The following is an 18,683-nucleotide window of genomic DNA, read 5'->3' as shown; positions in this document are numbered from 1 at the left end:
AATTCATGAGGAGTTTCATTGCCCTGCTGCTGACCTTGACGCTGGCCACGCTCGCGCGGGCGGAGCCTGTGGTCTTTCCCGCACCATCGGGCAATGCTGCCGCGCGGGAACTCGTCGTCTATTCTTCGCTCGACGAACCCATAGCCGCACACATGATTGTCGCTTTCCAGAAAGCGCATCCGGATATCGCCGTGCGCTACGAGGACATGCTCACGGGCGAAATCTACGACCGGATCGTCAAGGAGACCGATTCAGGCGGAAAGACCGCCGACTTCGCCTTCTCCTCCGCCATGGACCTGCAGGTGAAGCTCAGCAATGACGGTTACGCCCAGCGCAGCGACCTGCCGATGAGCGACCGCTGGCCGAGCTGGGCCAACTGGCGCAATACCGCCTATGCGCTTACCTTCGAGCCAGCCGTCTTCGTCTATCACAAGCCTAGCTTCATCAACGAGAAGCCTCCGGCGACCCGCGCAGAATTCGTGGATTATCTGAAACGCAAGGGCAACGAGGTCTACGGGCGCATCGGCACCTACGACATCGAACGTTCCAGCGTCGGCTTTCTGTTCATGGCCCGCGACCAGGAACAGTTCGACGACATCTGGTCGGTCATCCGCACCATGGGCGCTGCCGGCGTCAAGCTTTACTCGACCAGTTCCGCCATCCTCGAGCGCATAGCCGACGGCCGCTTCGTCCTCGGTTACAACATCATCGGTTCCTATGCGGCCGACTGGGCCTCGCGCCATCCCGACGTCGGCATCGTCCTGCCCAAGGACTATACCGTCGTCATGTCGCGCATCGGGCTGGTGCCACAGGCCGCAGCCTCACCCGATCTCGGCCGCGCCTATCTCGAATTCTTCATGTCGAAGGAGGGCCAGACCCTCATGGCACGGAAACTCCAGATCGCCGCGGTCAGCCCCGAGGTGAACGGCGAGAACACCGCCAACACCATGCGGGAACTTCTCGGCGCACAGCTTCGCCCGGTTCCCGTCAGCCCCGGCCTGATGGTCTACCTCGATCAGGTAAAACGCGCCCGACTGATCGACCGGTGGAACGAGGTTTTGCGCCTCCAGTAAATGAGTTAGGCTGCCAGGATCGTCAGCCCACACGATTTTTGACCGGTGTCAGCTAGATGACAGCTTTCTGTGGTGCGTTGACGTCATTGGAATCCGTGGAGGCGGAAACCAAGGCTCGGGAGGAGCTTCGGCACAATTTGCATTTTCAGGCCACGGCACCAGCGGTGGCGACCGTTCTCCCCCGGCACAAGCAAAACAAACGGGCTGCAAGAGCAGCGCCTGACGGAGGACACATCGTGAAACACTTCTTCCTCGCATCCATTCTCGCCGGCGCCATGGCGCTTCCGGCATATGCAGCCGACTACACCATCATCGCGCCCGCCAATCCGGGCGGCGGCTGGGACCAGACAGCCCGTTCGATGCAGACCGCCATGCAGCAGGAGGGCATTTCCTCCAACGTGCAGGTCCAGAACGTTCCCGGCGCCGGCGGCACCATCGGCCTTGCCCAGTTCGCCAACCAGAACAAGGGCAATGCGAATTCGCTGATCGTCGGCGGCTACGTCATGGTCGGCGCGATCCTGACCAACAAGGCTCCCGTAACCCTCAAGGATGTCACCCCGATCGCCCGCCTCACCGGCGAATATGAAGCAATCGTCGTTCCGGCATCCTCGCCTCTTCAGACCATCGGCGACCTCGTCGACGCCCTGAAGAAGGATCCGGGCTCGGTATCCTGGGGCGGCGGCTCGGCCGGCGGCACCGACCACATCGCTGTCGGCCTGATCGCAAAGGCAGCCGGCGTCGACCCGACCAAGATCAACTACATCGCCTTCTCCGGCGGTGGTGAAGCGCTGGCCGCCATCCTCGGCAGCCAGGTCACGGCCGGCATTTCCGGCTATGGCGAATTCGAATCGCAGGTCAAGTCCGGCACGCTGCGCCTGCTCGCCGTCACCAGCGCCGATCGCCTTGCCGGCGTGGAAGCACCAACGCTGAAGGAAAGCGGCATCGACGTCGTGGTTGAAAACTGGCGCATGGTCGCAGCTGCTCCCGGCCTTACCCCCGAGCAGGAAGCCGCCGTCTCCGCAGATGTCGAAAAGCTGGCCAAGTCCGCAAGCTGGCAGGAAATCCTGAAGACCAAGGGCTGGCAGGACTCCTACCTCTCCGGCGACGCCTTCAAGGCACAGCTCGACAAGGACGTTGCCGCCACCGAAGGCGTCCTCAAGGACATCGGACTGGTGAAATGAGCACCGGATCGAACCCGAAGCATGAGACACGCCGCCCCGATGGGGCGGCGCTTTTCATCGCCATCTTCCTCGCCGCTCTCGCCGGCCTGATCTTCTGGGACGTCGCACGCCTTGGCGAGGTTACCGGATATTCTCCCGTCGGCCCCGCAACCGTGCCGAAATGGATTGCCGTCTGCCTGGCCGGCCTGGCCGTATGGACTGCAGTCGCCGCCTTTCGCCGCGATTTTCCCGAGCGCGAGCATCAGGAAGTCTCTCCCGTTCTCTGGATCGTCGGCGGACTGGCAGGACAGATGCTGCTCCTGAAGACAGCCGGGTTCTCGATTGCAACCGGCGTCCTCTTCGCCGCTACGGCGTTCGCCTTCGGCAAAAGGAAACTCTGGATCTCGCTTCCGGTCGGCATCGCCATCTGTCTTGCGATCTGGCTGGTCTTCGCCGGTCTGCTGCAGCTTTCGCTGCCGGCAGGGCCGCTCGAGCACCTTTTCCTCTGAGGAGTAGCCTCGCATGAACACCTTCGATTTTCTCCTGCAGGGCCTCGCAATCGCCGCACAGCCGGCGAACCTTCTCTATGCACTGATCGGCGTCACGCTCGGCACCGCCGTCGGCGTGCTTCCGGGCATCGGGCCGGCGCTGACCGTCGCCCTGCTTCTGCCCGTCACCTTCAAGCTCGATCCCGCCGGATCGCTGATCATGTTTGCCGGCATCTATTACGGCGGCATGTATGGCGGATCGACCACCTCGATCCTGCTCAATACGCCGGGTGAAAGCGCCTCGATCGTCACCGCGCTGGAAGGCAACAAGATGGCGCGCGCCGGGCGCGGCGGCCCGGCCCTTGCCACGGCCGCCATCGGCTCCTTCGTCGCCGGCCTGATCGCAACCCTTGCCCTCGCGCTGATCGCGCCATACATCGTCAAGCTCGCCCTGGTCTTCGGACCGAGGGAATACTTCGCCCTGATGGTCGTGGCCTTCGTCACGGTGTCCTCGGCATTCGGCGATTCCACCCTGCGCGGCCTCACCTCGCTTTTCATCGGCCTGGCGCTCGCAACCGTCGGCATCGACCAGCTGACCGGCCAGACCCGCATGAGCTTCGGCGTGCCGGACCTGCTCGATGGTATCGAGGTAACGACGCTTGCCGTTGCGATGTTCGCAATCGGCGAAAGCCTGTTCCTCGCGGCACAGGGCGACCGTGGTCCCGACAAGGTCGAAGCCGTCAAGGGTTCGATCTGGATGACCGCAACCGACTGGGCCCGCTCATGGAAACCCTGGCTGCGCGGCACTTTGATCGGCTTCCCGATCGGCGCAATGCCGGCGGGCGGCGCCGAAATCGGCACATTCCTTTCCTATGCCGCCGAAAAGCGCCTGACCAAGCATCCGGAAGAATTCGGCAACGGCGCAATCGAAGGCGTCGCCGGTCCCGAGGCCGCCAACAATGCTTCGGCTGCCGGTACGCTGGTGCCGCTGCTGACCCTTGGCCTGCCGACGACGGCAACCGCCGCCATCATGCTCGCCGGCTTCCAGCAATACGGCCTGCAGCCGGGACCGCTGTTGTTTGCGACCAATCCGCAGCTCGTCTGGGGTCTGATCGCCAGCCTGTTGATCGCCAATTTCATGCTGCTGGTGCTCAATCTGCCGCTGATCGGTCTCTGGGTCCGTCTGCTGACGATCCCCAAGCCCTGGCTCTATGCGGGCATCCTGTTGTTCGCGACTCTCGGCACCATTGGCGCCAACCCTTCCGTGTTCGAACTGGGCATGCTGCTGGCCTTCGGCCTGATGGGTTACGCAATGCGCGTCTTCGGTTATCCGATCGCCCCCGTGGTCGTCGGCCTGATCCTCGGACCGCTGGCCGAGCAGCAGCTTCGCCGCGCCCTGGCGATCAGCCAGGGCGACGTGACGGTCCTCGTGACGTCACCGATCGCGGCCGTGCTGCTTGCGATCGCCGCCGTCGCGCTGATCCTGCCGCTCATCATGCGGGCTCGGGGCAAGGGCGAGGTGCTCTCGCATCTGGCTGCCAGCGAAGACTAAAGCATTTCCAGGAAAAGTGGGACCCGGTTTTCCGTCCGGAAATGCGTAAGAACAAAGAGATAGAGAGTTTCAGCGATTCGAAGAAAAGCGGAAACTCTCTAAAGCCGTCGGATTTGACGGTAGTCATGAAGGGCCGGTTCCCCAAAGGGGCCGGCCCTTCTTTATTGCATGGCAGCACTGTTTGAAACGCCATTGTAGAATGCGCTAACAAAGACCATCTTCCGGATGCAAACAAACGAAGATGAAGGCAAAGAAGATGTCTGTCCTTACTGGCGCAATTCGCATGGGTTTCCTTGGACGCGCCATCGCAGTATTCAGCGCAGCAAATGCAGCAGCCGCCGCTGTCGAAGCTCACCGTACCCCCAACCGCCACGACCTGCGTGCGCTCGGCATCAAGCCCGAGGATTTCAGCAAGGTTCGTCTCGGCTAAGGCTTGGACTTCAAGGGAAGCCAACGCTTCCAACATATCCGCTGAGCCGGGGAGCCAGAAATGGCTGTCCGGCTTTATTTTTGCCTGGAAGACAGACCGGGCTCAAAGGCCATCGCCTTCAATCCGTCTGCCATCGTGAAGGGAGGCGTCCAGCCGAGCACTGCCCGGCTCTCCGCTATATCAGCCTCCAGCGAGCCCAGAAGACGCTGGGCGAATTCCTGCTTCCCAAGCAATCTTGCGGCAAGCGTGAACACGAAGGGCGGCACCGGGAAAAGCCGCGCAGGCTTTCCGAGCGAGACCCTGATCCGAGAAATCAGCACCGGCAGGGAAACATCATCGCCATCGCTGACGAGAAAGGTACGGTTCGCGGCGGCCGGATGCTCGGCGCAGCGCAGGATGAAATCCACGAGATTGCCGACATAGACCATCGACCGCCTGTTGCGGATAGACAGGAAGGGCAGCGGCAAACTACCCGATGCCAGTTTATGAAGGGCCGCGAAATTGGCTTTCACACCGGGGCCATAGACGAGCGGCGGCCGGATGCACACCACCTCCATGCCCGTCTCGGCCGCAATCCTGGACAGGCCATCTTCGGCTTCCCGCTTGGAAACGCCATAGGGATCGAGCGGCTGTGGCGCGTCGCCGGCACGAAACGGATGCCCCGGAAGAGTTTCCTCGCCGTTGACTTTCAGCGTGCTGATGAAGACGAAGCGCTTGACGCCGCAAGCCGCAGCCTGACGCGCCAGATTGAGCGTGCCATCCGTGTTGCTCGCACGGAAAGCCGCGAGAGGATCGACCGCCGTATCATTCATCACATGCACGCGTGCCGCGAGATGAACGACAAGATCGACACCGGCAAGCGCCTGCGACCAGTCAGTGGAGCCGTCGATCTCGCCGACCGCGACATCGCACACACCAGTTCGTCGTCCCGCGCTCCGGTAAGGGAGACCGCGACGGGCAAGCTCACCGGTCAACGCCTTGCCGACGAAACCGCTTCCACCGGTAACGAGAATCATCGGATCATTCCACCGAAGTCGGAACTTTCATCCTCAGGCAGCGGGCCGAAACGGTCCGTGCGCTCCATCTGCCGCAAAGCAACGAAGTCGACGATATCCGCACTTGGACGATAGCCGGAAACAAGCTTACCCATGAGTTCGCGCGCCGCCACCAGATCGCCACTGTTCATCGCCTGCTGAAGGCTATAAAGCGCCTTCTCCAGCGCCGACCAAGGCAGGAAATCTTCGTGGGCCTTCATGATCAGCGGGTGCGCCGTCTGCTCCGGATTGTCACTGATCAGCAATTCCTCATAGAGCTTTTCCGCCGGGCGCAACCCGGTCATCTCGAAGGCAATGTCACCATCCGGATTGTCGTCATCCCGAACCGTGAGGCCGGAAAGCTCCACCATTCGCCGTGCCAGATCGATGATCTTGACCGGCTCTCCCATGTCGAGCAAGAAGACGTCGCCGCCTTCCGCCATGGCGCCGGCCTGAATAACCAATTGCGATGCCTCCGGAATGGTCATGAAGAAGCGCGTCATTTCCGGATGGGTCAGCGTGATCGGACCGCCCTGCGCGATCTGCTGACGGAAGAGCGGCACCACGGAGCCCGACGAACCCAGAACATTGCCGAAGCGTACCATTGAAAACACGGTGGAACCGCCCCGCTCGGCAAGCGCCTGGAGAACCAGTTCTGCGACGCGCTTGCTGGCGCCCATGATATTGGTCGGTCGCACCGCCTTATCAGTTGAGATCAGGACGAAGGACGGCACCTCCATCTCGATTGCGGCCTTGGCCACCACCAGCGTTCCGAAGATATTGTTGCCGATCCCTTCGATCGGATTGTGCTCCACCAGCGGCACATGCTTGTAGGCTGCCGCGTGATAAATGGCATGCGGCCGGAAAGTCTCCATGATCTCCCGCATGCGACGCTCATCACGCACCGAACCCAGAAGCGGGATAACCGACAGCTCGTCCTCTCGACCGTCCCGCGTCAGTTCGGCGTGAATGGAATAGAGCCCGTATTCGTTCTGGTCGACCAGAAGCAGGCATTCCGGCCCGATCTTCATAATCTGGCGACAGAGTTCGCTACCGATGGAACCGCCGGCACCGGTGACCATGACGACCTTGCCAAGGATATTGCGGGCAAGAAGCGTCTTGTCCGGCGCAACCGACTGACGTCCGAGCAAATCCTCGATGGCCAGCTCCTGGAAATCCGAGAGGCGGACGAGCCCCTGCGCCAGCTCACTGACATTGGGCAGCAGACGGACGGCAACACGCGCACCGCGCAGGCTCTCGATGACCTCGTTACGCCGCCTGGAATCGATGCCCGGCATTGCAAGCAGGACGGTCCTCACGTTCAGCTTAACGACAAGCTTCTTGAGGTCGCGGGGGTCGTAGACCCTGATGCCGCCGATATAGGACCCATAAAGCGTCTGGTCGTCATCCAGATAACCGACGACATTCAGCTCGGTGCCGTTTCCGAGAGCGGTGCCGAGCTGCCTGCCCATCGATCCGGCGCCATAGATCAGCACGTTCGACTGACTCCTTTCCCGCAAAATATTCCGGTAAGTGCCACCCAGCAGATAGCGGGTGACAAGACGTGACATGCCGATCGCGATCAGGAGCAACAACGGTTGCAGGATACCGACCGTCCGGGGAATGCCGGGAATGCTGATGACGGTGAAGATCGTCATGAATATCAGGCCATATAGAGATATGGCCTTGATGATCGCCAGGTAGGCATCCCAGCCGATGAAGCGGAAAATCGCGCGGTACAAGCCGAAACGAATGAAAATCGGCAGGGCGACGACGAGACAAACCGGGATCGTGACAAGCTGTATTCCAGCCAGCGGCCCCCAGTAATCGAGCCGAAGGCAGAAGGCGAACCAAAGAGTAAGAACGCAAAGAGCCGCATCGACAGTCAGGGCCAGCAATCGCTTTACCCAGCGGGGAAAGGCGAGAACTGCCGGTATGTAACGCTCCCAAACCATCAGGAATTTCCAACCAGACTCTGTAAAAAGAAGAGGATAACCACGTTTCCATCCCTGACACCGCAGTCAATCCATTGCAAGTTATTAACATGCTCCGCATGCGCCTCGGCAATAGCAAAGGTTGAAATAGCACAGGGTTCGCTCAAGTCACCCGAAAGTGGGACTGGACATTTCGCCTCCATTTTCGTTGCCTGAACCCAACCGCTCATATAGAAGATCTCGCTCGGGGACAGGCTGGCGCTCGCACTAAAGAACTGGCAGATAAATGAAAATTGGCGCCTACGTCATAAATCTCGACCGATCCATCGAACGATGGCGATGTCTGACCGCCCAGGCAGCCCAGTTTGATATGCAATTTTTGCGTGTCTCGGGCGTTAATGGGGCCGCTATACCTGCCGAAAAAAGGATCGAGATCGACGAGCCTGCCTTTTTGCGTCAGAACGGGAGGCTGATGCTGGACGGAGAGTATGGCTGCTACCGCAGCCACCTCAAGGCTCTGTCAACCTTTCTTGAGAGCGACAACGACGCAGCGATCATTATCGAAGACGACGTGGAGATTCCGCCGAAGCTGATTGAGCGTGCGGAAGCCATCCTCGACGCTGTTCCGGATGCGGAACTGGTCAAGCTGCTCAATCATCGCTCGCGGTGGTTCCGCCTGCGAAAAATCTCACAACTGGGAGATCAGGTAGGTCGCTGCCTGCATGGGCCACAAGGTTCCGCCGCCTGCTATCTTGTTACTCGCAAGGGCGCTGAAAAACTGCTGAGCAGTATCAGGGTCATGAACTACCCCCTGGATATCGCGCTGGAGCGCGGCTGGCAAAATGGCGTGAATGTCTTCACGGTGAAGGACAATATTGCCCATCTCAGCCCCACCACCAGCAAGATGACGGAAATCGGCACCCGTGCAGACTACAGGAAGCATAAATTCAGGGGACCGCGCAGAACCATCACGCATCTCATGCGCGCCATCGAATATATACGCCGGATCAGATACGCCCTATGACCAGCACGACACCCGCCCCGGAAGTTCGCGACAAGACCTGGCTGCCCTATCTGCTGATGATCCTCTGGGTGGGAATGATTTCCGCTCCGATTATCGAAAGCGACACGTATCGCTATACCGCACTGACACTGGTTGGCCTGGGTTATTTCTTTTTCCGCGAAAACTACCGCCTGCTGAAGGGCGATTATTTCGCCTATCTCTGTATCGCCTGGGGCGTGTACGCCTTCCTGCGTTTTGCCTATGGCGTTTTCGTTCTGGATGAGAAAGGCACATCGGAATGGCTTTATGTCTTTCCGATCTTCTTTCCCGGCCTCGGGATTGCACTCTATTCCAGCCGCCGATACGTGTTCCCGGCCATCAGCCTGTTCATGGCGATAGCCCTGACAGCGCTGCTGCTGTCAACCGACTACTCGGGCATATTGGCGGGAGAGCGGACCTTCCCGCTCTTCCATAACAATCCGATTCACAGCGCTATTGGCTGTGGACTGATCATCATCGGCGCCTTTTACTGGATGCTCGAGGCAGGCGAAACCGGAAGACTTGCCGGCTGGAAAAAACATGTGATCCTCGCCACCGGCTTACTGACGATCGCACTCGGGCTCTTCAACATTTATGGCGCAAAATCCAAAGGCGTGTGGCTGGCACTGATTTTCACCGTCGTTGTGATGGCCGCAACCTCCTTCCTGCACCAACACAGGCGGTATCTCATACCCCTTCTCATTGGTGCCCTCACGCTCCTAGCGATCGGACTGTACACCGTGCAGGATAACATCGAGGAATTCGCCGGACCGACCTACGATGCCGCAGTGAACTTGTCTGAAAATGCACTGCAGGCACCGAGCATCGAGGGCGCAATGCGCTCAGCAATCGATGCGCCAGAAACACCGGATTCCATGCGCGAGCGCCTTGAATTGTGGTCGAATGCGCTTGAGTTGATCACCACGGCGCCACTTTTCGGACACGGCAACGATTGGCTGCGACTCTGGCGCCAGACGACCTATGGCGGCACCCGTTACGTTCTGCTGCACAACGGTTACCTTGAAATCCTGGTTCGCCACGGCTTCTTCGGCCTGACGCTACTGGGTATCAGCATCGTGATCTCCTGGAGGCGGTTGCGAGAAGCGTACCGGCGACGGGTCATCAGCCACAGCACCCTGATGTGCGCCTATGTCCTGACCGTATTTTTCATGGTTACACTTTTCAGCAACTCCAATAATCGGCTGGCGCTCGGCGAATCCTTTTTCATGGTCATGGCCGCAGCCGTGTTCGCCATATCCTTCCTGAGCAAGACAAGCGCCGAGGCCTCCGGTAACAGAACATGAAACGCCTGTTCGACCTCTCCGCCGCGCTGGTCGGCCTGATCCTGACCAGCCCGGTCATGGCAATCGTCGCCATTATCATTCGCCGCACCTCCCCGGGACCGGCGCTTTTCATACAGACGCGGGTGGGGCGCAATGAAGTGCCCTTTCAATGCTACAAGTTCCGCACCATGGCCGCCGGCACCCCAGACGTGGCCTCCCATCATGCGTCCACCGCCTGGATCACCCCGGTCGGGCGCTGGCTGCGCGCCTACAAGCTGGACGAACTGCCGCAGCTCATCAACGTCATCAAGGGCGAAATGAGCCTCGTCGGGCCCCGCCCCTGTCTGCCGAGTCAGGCGGAAATGATCAGCGAAAGGCGCAAGCAAGGCGTGTTTTCCATCCGCCCCGGCATTACCGGCAGCGCCCAGCTTGCGGGTATCGACATGTCGGAACCGGCAAGACTGGCGGCAGCGGATAGGCAATACATGGAACGGCGCTCATTTACCGGCGACATCGCCATTTTGATAGCAACGGCGCTCGGTCGGGGTTCCGGCGACGCAGCCCGCAAATAGGCGGCGACCTCCACCCGGATACGTTTTCACGTCCAATACAGCTGACTAAATTTGGGCCAAGCAGGCAAAAGCTTCGCGCAAGCTTCAGCAAACCTACGAAAATGGGAAATTAATAATATTATTGATTAAGAGATCGATTCGAACCGGTCTTTGACGGGTGAATGACTTAGCCGCAGGAGCTGAAATGAATCAGCAGTCAAATCTTGAGGCCTGGGCGTTAAATCGGGCACAACAGATCGTGTTGCAGCAGGGCGTCAATCTTGTCGTTGCCGCCCAGCGGCTGGATCGCAGGCAAACAATGGTGAACACTTACGCTCTTCGCCAGGCAATCATGGATTGCCTTCTGGAAGCAGTCGCAAGTTCTTCCGTAAACCCTCCACAGTATAGCGAAGACATTCTCGAAGCCGGTTACTGAACTGCGGAGGGGCGCGCCGTCCTTCTTCCGACGCTCGTCGCTCAGCCGAAGGCGTTTGCCGGATAGGGCTTTGCCACCACCGGCAGATGGCGTGCTCCTTCCGTCAGCAGAAAGCGCTCGAATGCCTGCATGGCGGGATTGAAGGACCGATCGCGGCGCGAAACGCTGAACCATTGCCGGCGGATCGGCGTATCCACCACGTCGAGAATGACGAGACGACCGAGCTTGACCTCCTGCTCGATGGTATGCGCCGAGATGAAGGCGATCCCGAGCCCTGCGATGACAGCCTGCTTGATCGTCTCGTTCGATCCCATTTCCGTTCCGAGTTCCTCAAGGCGACGGGGAACGGCGCTCAGAAAGATTTCGAGCGATATCCGCGTGCCCGATCCTCTCTCACGCACGAGGAACTGCTCTTCCGCGATCCGCTCCCGGGAAATGTCGAGAACATTCGCCAACGGATGATCGGCAGGTGCGATGAAGACCAGCGGATGATCGCCGAAGACCTGCGAGCGAACCTCGAAATCCCGCGGGGGACGCCCCATCAGGGCGATGTCGAACTCATGATCGCGAAGCTTCTGGATGATTTCAGCGCGGTTGCCGATGAAGAGGTTGATCTCGATCGACGGCGCATGCTTGCGAAAGGCGGCAATCAGCTGCGGAGCGAAATACTTGCCCGTCGACACCACGCCCAGCCGCAGCCGGCCCGTGCGTAAGCCCTTCATTGCGCTGATGGATTCGTCGAGCGTCGAAAGACTGTCCTCCACCGAACGCGCTGCCTCCAGAAACGCAAGGCCGAACCCGGTCGGCACCATGCCCTCCCGCCCCCGATCGAAGAGCGCCACACCCGCGTCCCGCTCGAGCTGCTGGATTTGCAGCGTCAGCGCAGGACCGGTCAGCCCCAGTTCGGCCGCGGCAAGATTGATCTTGCCCAGCCGGCAGACGGCTTCGATCGTGCGGAGTTGGCGGATGGTGACGTTGCGCATATTAGAAAGTAAATATTTTTAACTGCGATAGTCAACATAATAAATTTTACAAACTTTCCGATTGCTTCATCCTTGCCCTCGACCGTTGATGGGAGGAGACATCATGTCGGGCGCAACACTGGAGGCCTACCTCGTTTCATGCATGGCAGAGCGCGGCGAAACAGGCCGCGACATAGCCGTAATCATCCAGCGGCTGGCCATGGCCGCACTGGAAATCCGCAAGCTGGTGGGGCAAGGCGCCCTGAACGACACCTTTCACGGGCTGCGTGAAAGCTCCAACACGGACGGTGATATCCAGAGGGAACTGGACGTCATCTGCGACGACCTGTTCCTGTCCTGCCTGCAGGGAGCCCCGGTCGCCTATTATGCCTCGGAGGAACTGGAAAACCCGATCCTGCTCGATCCCGCCGCCCGCCTGGCCGTCGCCATCGATCCGCTCGACGGTTCGTCGAACATCGACACCAACGTCTCGATCGGCACCATCTTTTCGATCCTGCCGGCCCTGAAGAATGCCGAGGCGGATGCAACCGCGACCTTCCTGCAGCCGGGGCACCGGCAGCTTGCCGCCGGTTTTTTCATCTACGGGCCGCAGACCGCGCTGGTTCTGTCGCTCGGCAAAGGCACCGAGATCTTCATTTTCTCAAGCCGGCTCGGCTGCTTCGTGCAGGCCTACACGTCCGTCGCGATCCCCGACCGCGCGCACGAATTCGCCATCAACACCTCGAACTACCGCCATTGGGATGAAGCGATCAGACTTTATGTCGATGATTGCCTCGCCGGTGCGGAAGGCCCGCGCGAGCGGGATTTCAACATGCGCTGGAACGCCTCGCTGGTGACGGAAGCCTACCGCATCCTCGTGCGTGGCGGCATCTTCCTTTATCCCTCGGACAGCCGGAGAGGCTATTCCCAGGGCCGCCTGCGGCTCGTCTACGAAGCCAACCCCATCGCCTTCCTCATCGAGAACGCGTCAGGCGCTGCGACAGACAGCGTCACCCGCATTCTCGATCTCGAACCGGAGAGCCTGCACCAGCGCGTGCCGCTGGTCTTCGGTTCCCGCCGCGAGGTGACCCGCGTCGCCCGTTACCATGTCGACCCCGCGATGATCGGTGAACGCGCGCCGCTGTTCGGCAAGCGCGGTCTGTTCCGGGCCTGAGGAGAAAAGAATGTCCGCAAAGTACCCGATCATTTCCATTACGGGCTCGTCCGGCGCCGGCACCACCACCGTCAAAGACACGTTCGAAAAGATCTTCAAGCGCGAAAACATCTCCGCCTCCTTCATCGAGGGCGATGCCTTCCATCGCTATGACCGCGAGGCGATGAAGGCAAAGATCGCCGAGGAAAAGGCCAAGGGCGTCGACTTCACCCATTTCGCGGCCGAGGCCAACGAACTCGAAATCCTCGAAAGCGTGTTTTCGGAATATGGCCGCCGCGGCGTTGGCCGCACTCGTCACTATATCCACGACGATGGTGAGGCCGCGAAATACGGCACCGCGCCCGGAACCTTCACCGAATGGGAGGAATTCCGCGACAGTGACCTTCTGTTCTACGAAGGGCTGCATGGCTGCGCCGTTACCGAGAATGCCAATCTCGCCCAGCATTGCGACCTGAAGATCGGCGTCGTTCCGGTCATCAACCTCGAATGGATCCAGAAGATCCATCGCGACAAGGCGACCCGCGGCTATTCCACCGAGGCCGTGACCGACACCATCCTCCGGCGCATGCCCGATTATGTGCACTACATCTGCCCGCAATTCTCGCTAACGGACATCAACTTCCAGCGGGTGCCGATCGTCGATACGTCCAACCCGTTCATCGCGCGATGGATCCCGACACCGGCCGAATCCATGCTGGTGATCCGCTTCGCCAATCCGCGCGGGATCGATTTTCCCTACCTGCTGTCGATGCTGCAGAACAGCTTCATGTCACGCGCCAATTCGATCGTCGTGCCCGGCGACAAGCTCGATCTGGCCATGCAGCTCATTTTCACGCCGCTCATCCACAAACTGCTCGAACGCAAGCATCGCATGTCTTGAGGAGGACGCCCATGAACATCTCGCAGAAAGCACCCCACTCCGCCACCATTGCCGAGAAGGATATGGCAAACGCCATCCGTTTCCTGGCGATGGATGCCGTGCAGAAAGCCAATTCCGGCCACCCCGGCATGCCGATGGGCATGGCGGACGCGGTGACGGTGCTGTTCAACCGCTTCATCCGGATCGATCCGTCCTTGCCGGACTGGCCCGACCGCGACCGCTTCGTGCTGTCGGCGGGGCATGGCTCGATGCTGCTCTATGCGATCCATCACCTGATCGGCTTTGCCGACATGCCGATGTCCGAACTCTCCTCCTTCCGCCAGTTCGGCGCGAAGACTGCGGGACACCCGGAATACGGCCATGCGCTGGGCATCGAAACGACCACGGGACCGCTCGGACAGGGCATTTCGACTGCGGTCGGCATGGCAATCGCCGAACAGATGATGGCGGCCCGCTTCGGCTCGTCGCTCTGCAATCATTTCACCTATGTCGTTGCCGGGGACGGCTGCCTTCAGGAAGGCATCAGCCACGAGGCGATCGATCTTGCCGGCCACCTGAAGCTGCGCAAGCTGATCGTGCTCTGGGACGACAACCAGATTTCCATCGACGGGGCGACCTCCCTGTCCACGTCGATGGACCAGCTGGCGCGCTTTCGCGCTGCCGGCTGGAACGCTCAGGCCGTCGATGGCCACGATCCCGAAGCCGTGGCCAAGGCCATCGAGCGCGCCCGCAAGAGCCGCAAGCCCTCGCTGATCGCCTGCCGCACGCTGATCGGCAAGGGCGCGGCCAGCATGGAAGGTTCTCACAAGACCCATGGAGCCGCCCTCGGCGACAAGGAGATCACCGCCACCCGCGAAAAGCTCGACTGGCCCCACCCGCCCTTCTTCGTGCCGCCGCAGATCAAATCCGCATGGGAAGGCGTGGCGGTCCGTGGACGCGCGGCGCGCGAAACCTGGGAAATCCGCAAGGATGCCACCCGCTCGAAGGCGCGCTATGAACGTACCATCAACAGAGATATCGGTCCTGAAATTGCACGCCGGCTTGCCAGATTCCGCAACGAACACCGGGAAAAGGTCACCAAGGTCGCGACCCGGCAGGCTTCCCAGATGGCGCTGGAAGTCATCAACGGCGCAACCGACCTGACCATCGGCGGCTCGGCGGACCTGACCGGCTCCAACCTCACCATGACTTCCCAGACCCCGGCGATCACTGCGGGCAGCTTCCGTGGTCGTTACCTGCATTACGGTATCCGCGAACATGCCATGGCGGCAGCAATGAACGGCATCGCTTTGCATGGCGGCTTCGTCCCCTATGGCGGCACCTTCCTTGTATTTGCCGATTATGCCCGCGGGGCAATCCGCCTCTCCGCGCTCATGGGTCTGCCGGTCATCTATGTGCTGACCCATGATTCCATCGGCCTTGGCGAGGACGGCCCGACGCATCAGCCGATCGAACATCTCGCCATGCTGAGGGCGACACCCAACATCAACGTCTTCCGGCCTGCCGATATCATCGAGACGGCCGAATGCTGGGAACTGGCGCTCGCCGAAAAATCGACTCCGAGCGCGCTCGCGCTGTCGCGACAGGCCCTGCCGATGCTGCGGGAAACGGACACCCAGGAAAACCTCTCGGCACGGGGAGCCTATATCCTGCGCGAAGCGAAGGGACCGCGCGACATCACGCTGCTCGCCACCGGTTCCGAAGTCGAAATCGCCGTTCAGGCCGCCGAGAAGCTGCGCGCCGAAAACGGTGTCGAGACCGCAGTCGTTTCCATGCCCTCATGGGAAAAGTTCGAGACCCAGACCGACGCCTATCAGAGAAGGATACTGGGTGGCGCACCGCGCATCGCCATCGAGGCCGCCGGGCGGCTCGGCTGGGACCGCTGGATCGGCCCGCACGGCACCTTCATCGGCATGCAGGGCTTCGGAGCCTCCGCCCCCGCCGGAGAACTCTACCGACATTTCGGCATCACCCCGAAGCATATCGCGGCGGAAGCGCTGCGTCTCATCGGCCGCGGCCGGAAGGAACGCCGGCAATGACCCGCAGCAGCACCCCATTCAACCATCAACCCCGAAAGGAGGCCTGACATGGCCCGCATCACGCTTCGTCAATTGCTGGACCATGCCGCAGAGCGCGGTTACGGCGTGCCCGCCTTCAACATCAACAACATGGAACAGGGGCTCGCCATTCTGGAGGCGGCCAAGGCCTGCGATGCGCCTGTCATCCTGCAGGCCTCCCGCGGCGCCCGGTCCTACGCCAACGACATCATGCTCGCCAAGATGATGGAGGCGCTGGAACTGATGTATCCCGACATCCCGATCTGCATTCATCAGGATCACGGCAACACCGTTTCCACCTGCCTTTCGGCGATCCAGCACGGTTTTACCTCGGTGATGATGGACGGCTCGCTGAAGGAGGATGCCAAGACACCGGCGGACTACGCCTATAATGCCGGGATCACAGCAGAGGTCGCCCGCCTCGCCCACATGGTCGGTGTCTCGGTCGAGGGCGAACTCGGCTGCCTCGGCTCGCTGGAAACCGGTCATGGCGAAGCCGAAGACGGCCACGGGTTCGAAGGTGCACTCGACCGTTCGCAATTGCTGACCGATCCGGACGAGGCCGCCCGCTTCGTCGCCGAGACGGGCGTCGATGCGCTGGCAGTCGCCATCGGCACCTCGCACGGCGCCTACAAGTTTACCCGCAAGCCAACAGGCGAGGTTCTCGCCATGGATGTCATCGAGAAGATCCATCGCCGCCTGCCCGATACCCACATCGTCATGCACGGATCTTCCTCCGTGCCCGAGGAATGGCAGGAGGTTTTCAACGCCCATGGCGGCGCAATGCGCGAGACCTATGGCGTACCGGTGGAAGAAATCGTCCGCGGCATCCGCTTCGGCGTCCGCAAGGTCAATATCGACACCGACCTCCGCCTTGCGGCGACCGCGGAATTTCGCCGCGTCGCCGACACGCGCCGGGACGAATTCGACCCGCGCAAATTCCTCAAACCCGCGATGGATGCCATGGCCGCCGTCTGCAAGGCGCGCTTCGATGCCTTCGGCACGGCGGGCAATGCCTCCCGCATCAAGGTCATCCCGATGAGCGACATGGCGAAACGCTATGCCAGCGGAAGCCTGAAACCTCAGACGGCGCGGTCGCAAGCCGCCTGATCCCCCACCGAAAACAGGAAAGGACAGAGCCATGAACGCCGATGCAAAGACCGAAATCAAGGGCAAGGAACGCTACCGGGCGGGCGTGCTGAAATACGCGCAGATGGGCTACTGGAACGGCGACTACGTCCCGAAGGACACCGATCTGATCGCGCTTTTCCGCATCACGCCGCAGGATGGCGTCGACCCGATCGAGGCGGCGGCAGCGGTGGCCGGCGAAAGCTCGACCGCCACCTGGACCGTGGTGTGGACCGACAGGCTCACCGCCTGCGACCAGTACCGCGCCAAAGCCTACAGGGTCGATCCCGTGCCCGGCACGCCGGGACAATACTTCTGCTACGTCGCCTATGATCTGATCCTTTTCGAGGAAGGCTCGATCGCCAACCTGACGGCCTCTATCATCGGCAACGTCTTCTCGTTCAAGCCGCTGAAGGCCGCGCGTCTCGAAGACATGCGCCTGCCCGTCGCCTACATCAAGACCTACAAGGGCCCGCCGACCGGCATAGTCGTGGAACGCGAACGGCTGGACAAGTTCGGCAAGCCGCTTCTCGGCGCGACGACCAAGCCGAAACTCGGCCTTTCCGGCAAGAACTACGGCCGCGTCGTCTATGAAGGCCTGAAGGGCGGCCTCGACTTCATGAAGGACGACGAGAACATCAACTCGCAGCCGTTCATGCACTGGCGCGACCGCTTCCTCTACTGCATGGAGGCCGTGAACCACGCTTCCGCCGTCACCGGCGAGGTCAAGGGCCATTACCTCAACGTCACCGCCGGCACGATGGAGGAAATGTACCGCCGCGCCGAATTCGCCAAGGAACTCGGCTCCGTCATCGTCATGGTCGACCTCATCATCGGCTGGACAGCGATTCAGTCCATGTCCGAATGGTGCCGCCAGAACGATATGATCCTGCATATGCACCGGGCCGGACACGGCACCTATACCCGCCAGAAGAACCACGGCATCTCCTTCCGCGTCATCGCCAAGTGGCTGCGCCTTGCGGGCGTCGACCATCTCCATGCCGGCACCGCCGTCGGCAAGCTGGAAGGCGATCCTCTGACCGTGCAGGGCTACTACAACGTCTGCCGCGAGATGAAGAACGAGGTGGACCTGCCGCGCGGTCTCTTCTTCGAGCAGGACTGGGCGGACCTCAAGAAGGTCATGCCGGTCGCCTCGGGCGGCATCCATGCCGGCCAGATGCACCAGTTGCTCGACCTCTTCGGCGACGATGTGGTGTTGCAGTTCGGCGGCGGCACCATCGGCCATCCGATGGGCATTCAGGCGGGCGCCACCGCAAACCGTGTTGCGCTTGAAGCCATGGTTCTCGCCCGCAACGAGGGGCGCGACATCGCCAATGAAGGGCCGGAAATCCTGCGTGCCGCCGCCAAATGGTGCAAGCCGCTCGAGGCCGCGCTCGATACCTGGGGCAACATCAGCTTCAACTACACCCCCACCGACACCTCGGACTTCGTTCCGAGCGTAAGCGTGGCCTGAACCAGCAAGAGAACAAGGAGAACGG

Annotated in this window: 17 protein-coding genes; 14 read left to right on the top strand and 3 right to left on the bottom strand. The window is 60.9% G+C overall.

Annotation, left to right across the window (positions count from 1 at the left end; genetic code table 11):
• The first annotated feature begins 5 nt into the window (after window positions 1-5).
• The 5 genes from H4I99_RS07115 to H4I99_RS07095 all read left to right on the top strand — a co-directional run bounded on the left by H4I99_RS07115 (window position 6) and on the right by H4I99_RS07095 (window position 4,703).
• Complete coding sequence (locus tag H4I99_RS07115; RefSeq protein ID WP_163901300.1) at window positions 6-1,073, top strand: ABC transporter substrate-binding protein; 1,068 nt, start codon at window positions 6-8, stop codon at window positions 1,071-1,073.
• Window positions 1,074-1,309: 236 nt separating this feature from the next.
• Window positions 1,310-2,254, top strand: a complete 945-nt coding sequence (locus H4I99_RS07110; RefSeq protein ID WP_163901302.1) for a Bug family tripartite tricarboxylate transporter substrate binding protein — start codon at window positions 1,310-1,312, stop codon at window positions 2,252-2,254.
• On the top strand, window positions 2,251-2,742 hold the full coding sequence (locus tag H4I99_RS07105) for a tripartite tricarboxylate transporter TctB family protein (RefSeq protein WP_163901304.1): 492 nt from the start codon (window positions 2,251-2,253) through the stop codon (window positions 2,740-2,742). Before H4I99_RS07110 ends, H4I99_RS07105 begins: the two co-directional genes overlap by 4 nt.
• A 13-nt stretch (window positions 2,743-2,755) precedes the next feature.
• A complete protein-coding gene (locus tag H4I99_RS07100) occupies window positions 2,756-4,273 on the top strand; it encodes a tripartite tricarboxylate transporter permease (protein ID WP_099059046.1) in 1,518 nt (505 codons plus the stop codon).
• Between the two features lie 256 nt (window positions 4,274-4,529).
• Window positions 4,530-4,703, top strand: coding sequence for a hypothetical protein (locus tag H4I99_RS07095; RefSeq protein ID WP_099060160.1), 174 nt, complete (start codon window positions 4,530-4,532; stop codon window positions 4,701-4,703).
• A 74-nt stretch (window positions 4,704-4,777) separates the two neighbouring features.
• Here H4I99_RS07095 and H4I99_RS07090 read toward each other — a convergent pair whose 3' ends face one another.
• Both H4I99_RS07090 and H4I99_RS07085 read right to left on the bottom strand, forming a co-directional pair.
• Entirely contained in the window at window positions 4,778-5,719 is a 942-nt protein-coding gene (locus H4I99_RS07090) for a UDP-glucose 4-epimerase family protein (protein WP_163901306.1), read from the bottom strand.
• Window positions 5,716-7,692, bottom strand: coding sequence for a polysaccharide biosynthesis protein (locus H4I99_RS07085; protein ID WP_163901308.1), 1,977 nt, complete (start codon window positions 7,690-7,692; stop codon window positions 5,716-5,718). Before H4I99_RS07085 ends, H4I99_RS07090 begins: the two co-directional genes overlap by 4 nt.
• 265 nt (window positions 7,693-7,957) lie before the next feature.
• Between H4I99_RS07085 and H4I99_RS07080 the strand changes: the two genes are divergently transcribed.
• The 4 genes from H4I99_RS07080 (at window position 7,958) to H4I99_RS07065 (ending at window position 10,983) form a co-directional block, all read left to right on the top strand.
• A complete protein-coding gene (locus H4I99_RS07080; protein WP_163901310.1) occupies window positions 7,958-8,695 on the top strand; it encodes a glycosyltransferase family 25 protein in 738 nt (245 codons plus the stop codon).
• On the top strand, window positions 8,692-10,017 hold the full coding sequence (locus H4I99_RS07075) for an O-antigen ligase family protein (RefSeq protein ID WP_186663251.1): 1,326 nt from the start codon (window positions 8,692-8,694) through the stop codon (window positions 10,015-10,017). Before H4I99_RS07080 ends, H4I99_RS07075 begins: the two co-directional genes overlap by 4 nt.
• A complete protein-coding gene (locus H4I99_RS07070) occupies window positions 10,014-10,568 on the top strand; it encodes a sugar transferase (protein ID WP_163901314.1) in 555 nt (184 codons plus the stop codon). The genes H4I99_RS07075 and H4I99_RS07070 overlap by 4 nt, the downstream gene beginning before the upstream one ends.
• 184 nt (window positions 10,569-10,752) lie before the next feature.
• A complete protein-coding gene (locus H4I99_RS07065) occupies window positions 10,753-10,983 on the top strand; it encodes a hypothetical protein (RefSeq protein ID WP_163901316.1) in 231 nt (76 codons plus the stop codon).
• Between the two features lie 41 nt (window positions 10,984-11,024).
• Here H4I99_RS07065 and H4I99_RS07060 read toward each other — a convergent pair whose 3' ends face one another.
• Window positions 11,025-11,966 carry a LysR family transcriptional regulator gene (locus H4I99_RS07060; RefSeq protein ID WP_163901318.1) on the bottom strand — a complete coding sequence of 314 codons (942 nt, stop codon included), beginning with the start codon at window positions 11,964-11,966 and terminating at the stop codon, window positions 11,025-11,027.
• Window positions 11,967-12,069: 103 nt separating this feature from the next.
• On the opposite strand from H4I99_RS07060, the gene H4I99_RS07055 reads away from it, so the two are divergent.
• The 5 genes from H4I99_RS07055 to H4I99_RS07035 are packed head-to-tail and all read left to right on the top strand — an operon-like array spanning window position 12,070 to window position 18,658.
• Entirely contained in the window at window positions 12,070-13,119 is a 1,050-nt protein-coding gene (locus H4I99_RS07055) for a class 1 fructose-bisphosphatase (RefSeq protein ID WP_163901320.1), read from the top strand.
• Between the two features lie 10 nt (window positions 13,120-13,129).
• Entirely contained in the window at window positions 13,130-13,999 is an 870-nt protein-coding gene (locus tag H4I99_RS07050) for a phosphoribulokinase (protein ID WP_163901322.1), read from the top strand.
• Between the two features lie 11 nt (window positions 14,000-14,010).
• On the top strand, window positions 14,011-16,038 hold the full coding sequence (gene tkt / locus H4I99_RS07045) for a transketolase (protein ID WP_163901324.1): 2,028 nt from the start codon (window positions 14,011-14,013) through the stop codon (window positions 16,036-16,038).
• Window positions 16,039-16,086: 48 nt separating this feature from the next.
• Complete coding sequence (gene fba, locus H4I99_RS07040) at window positions 16,087-17,166, top strand: class II fructose-bisphosphate aldolase (protein ID WP_163901326.1); 1,080 nt, start codon at window positions 16,087-16,089, stop codon at window positions 17,164-17,166.
• Window positions 17,167-17,197: 31 nt separating this feature from the next.
• The gene (locus tag H4I99_RS07035) at window positions 17,198-18,658 is read left to right on the top strand and encodes a form I ribulose bisphosphate carboxylase large subunit (protein ID WP_163901328.1); all 1,461 of its coding nucleotides are present in this window, start codon (window positions 17,198-17,200) and stop codon (window positions 18,656-18,658) included.
• Window positions 18,659-18,683 lie beyond the last annotated feature (25 nt).

Source organism: Paenirhizobium daejeonense, assembly GCF_014280875.1.
GTDB classification, from domain to species: domain Bacteria; phylum Pseudomonadota; class Alphaproteobacteria; order Rhizobiales; family Rhizobiaceae; genus Allorhizobium; species Allorhizobium daejeonense.
This window is presented reverse-complemented; position numbering and strand designations above follow the sequence as displayed.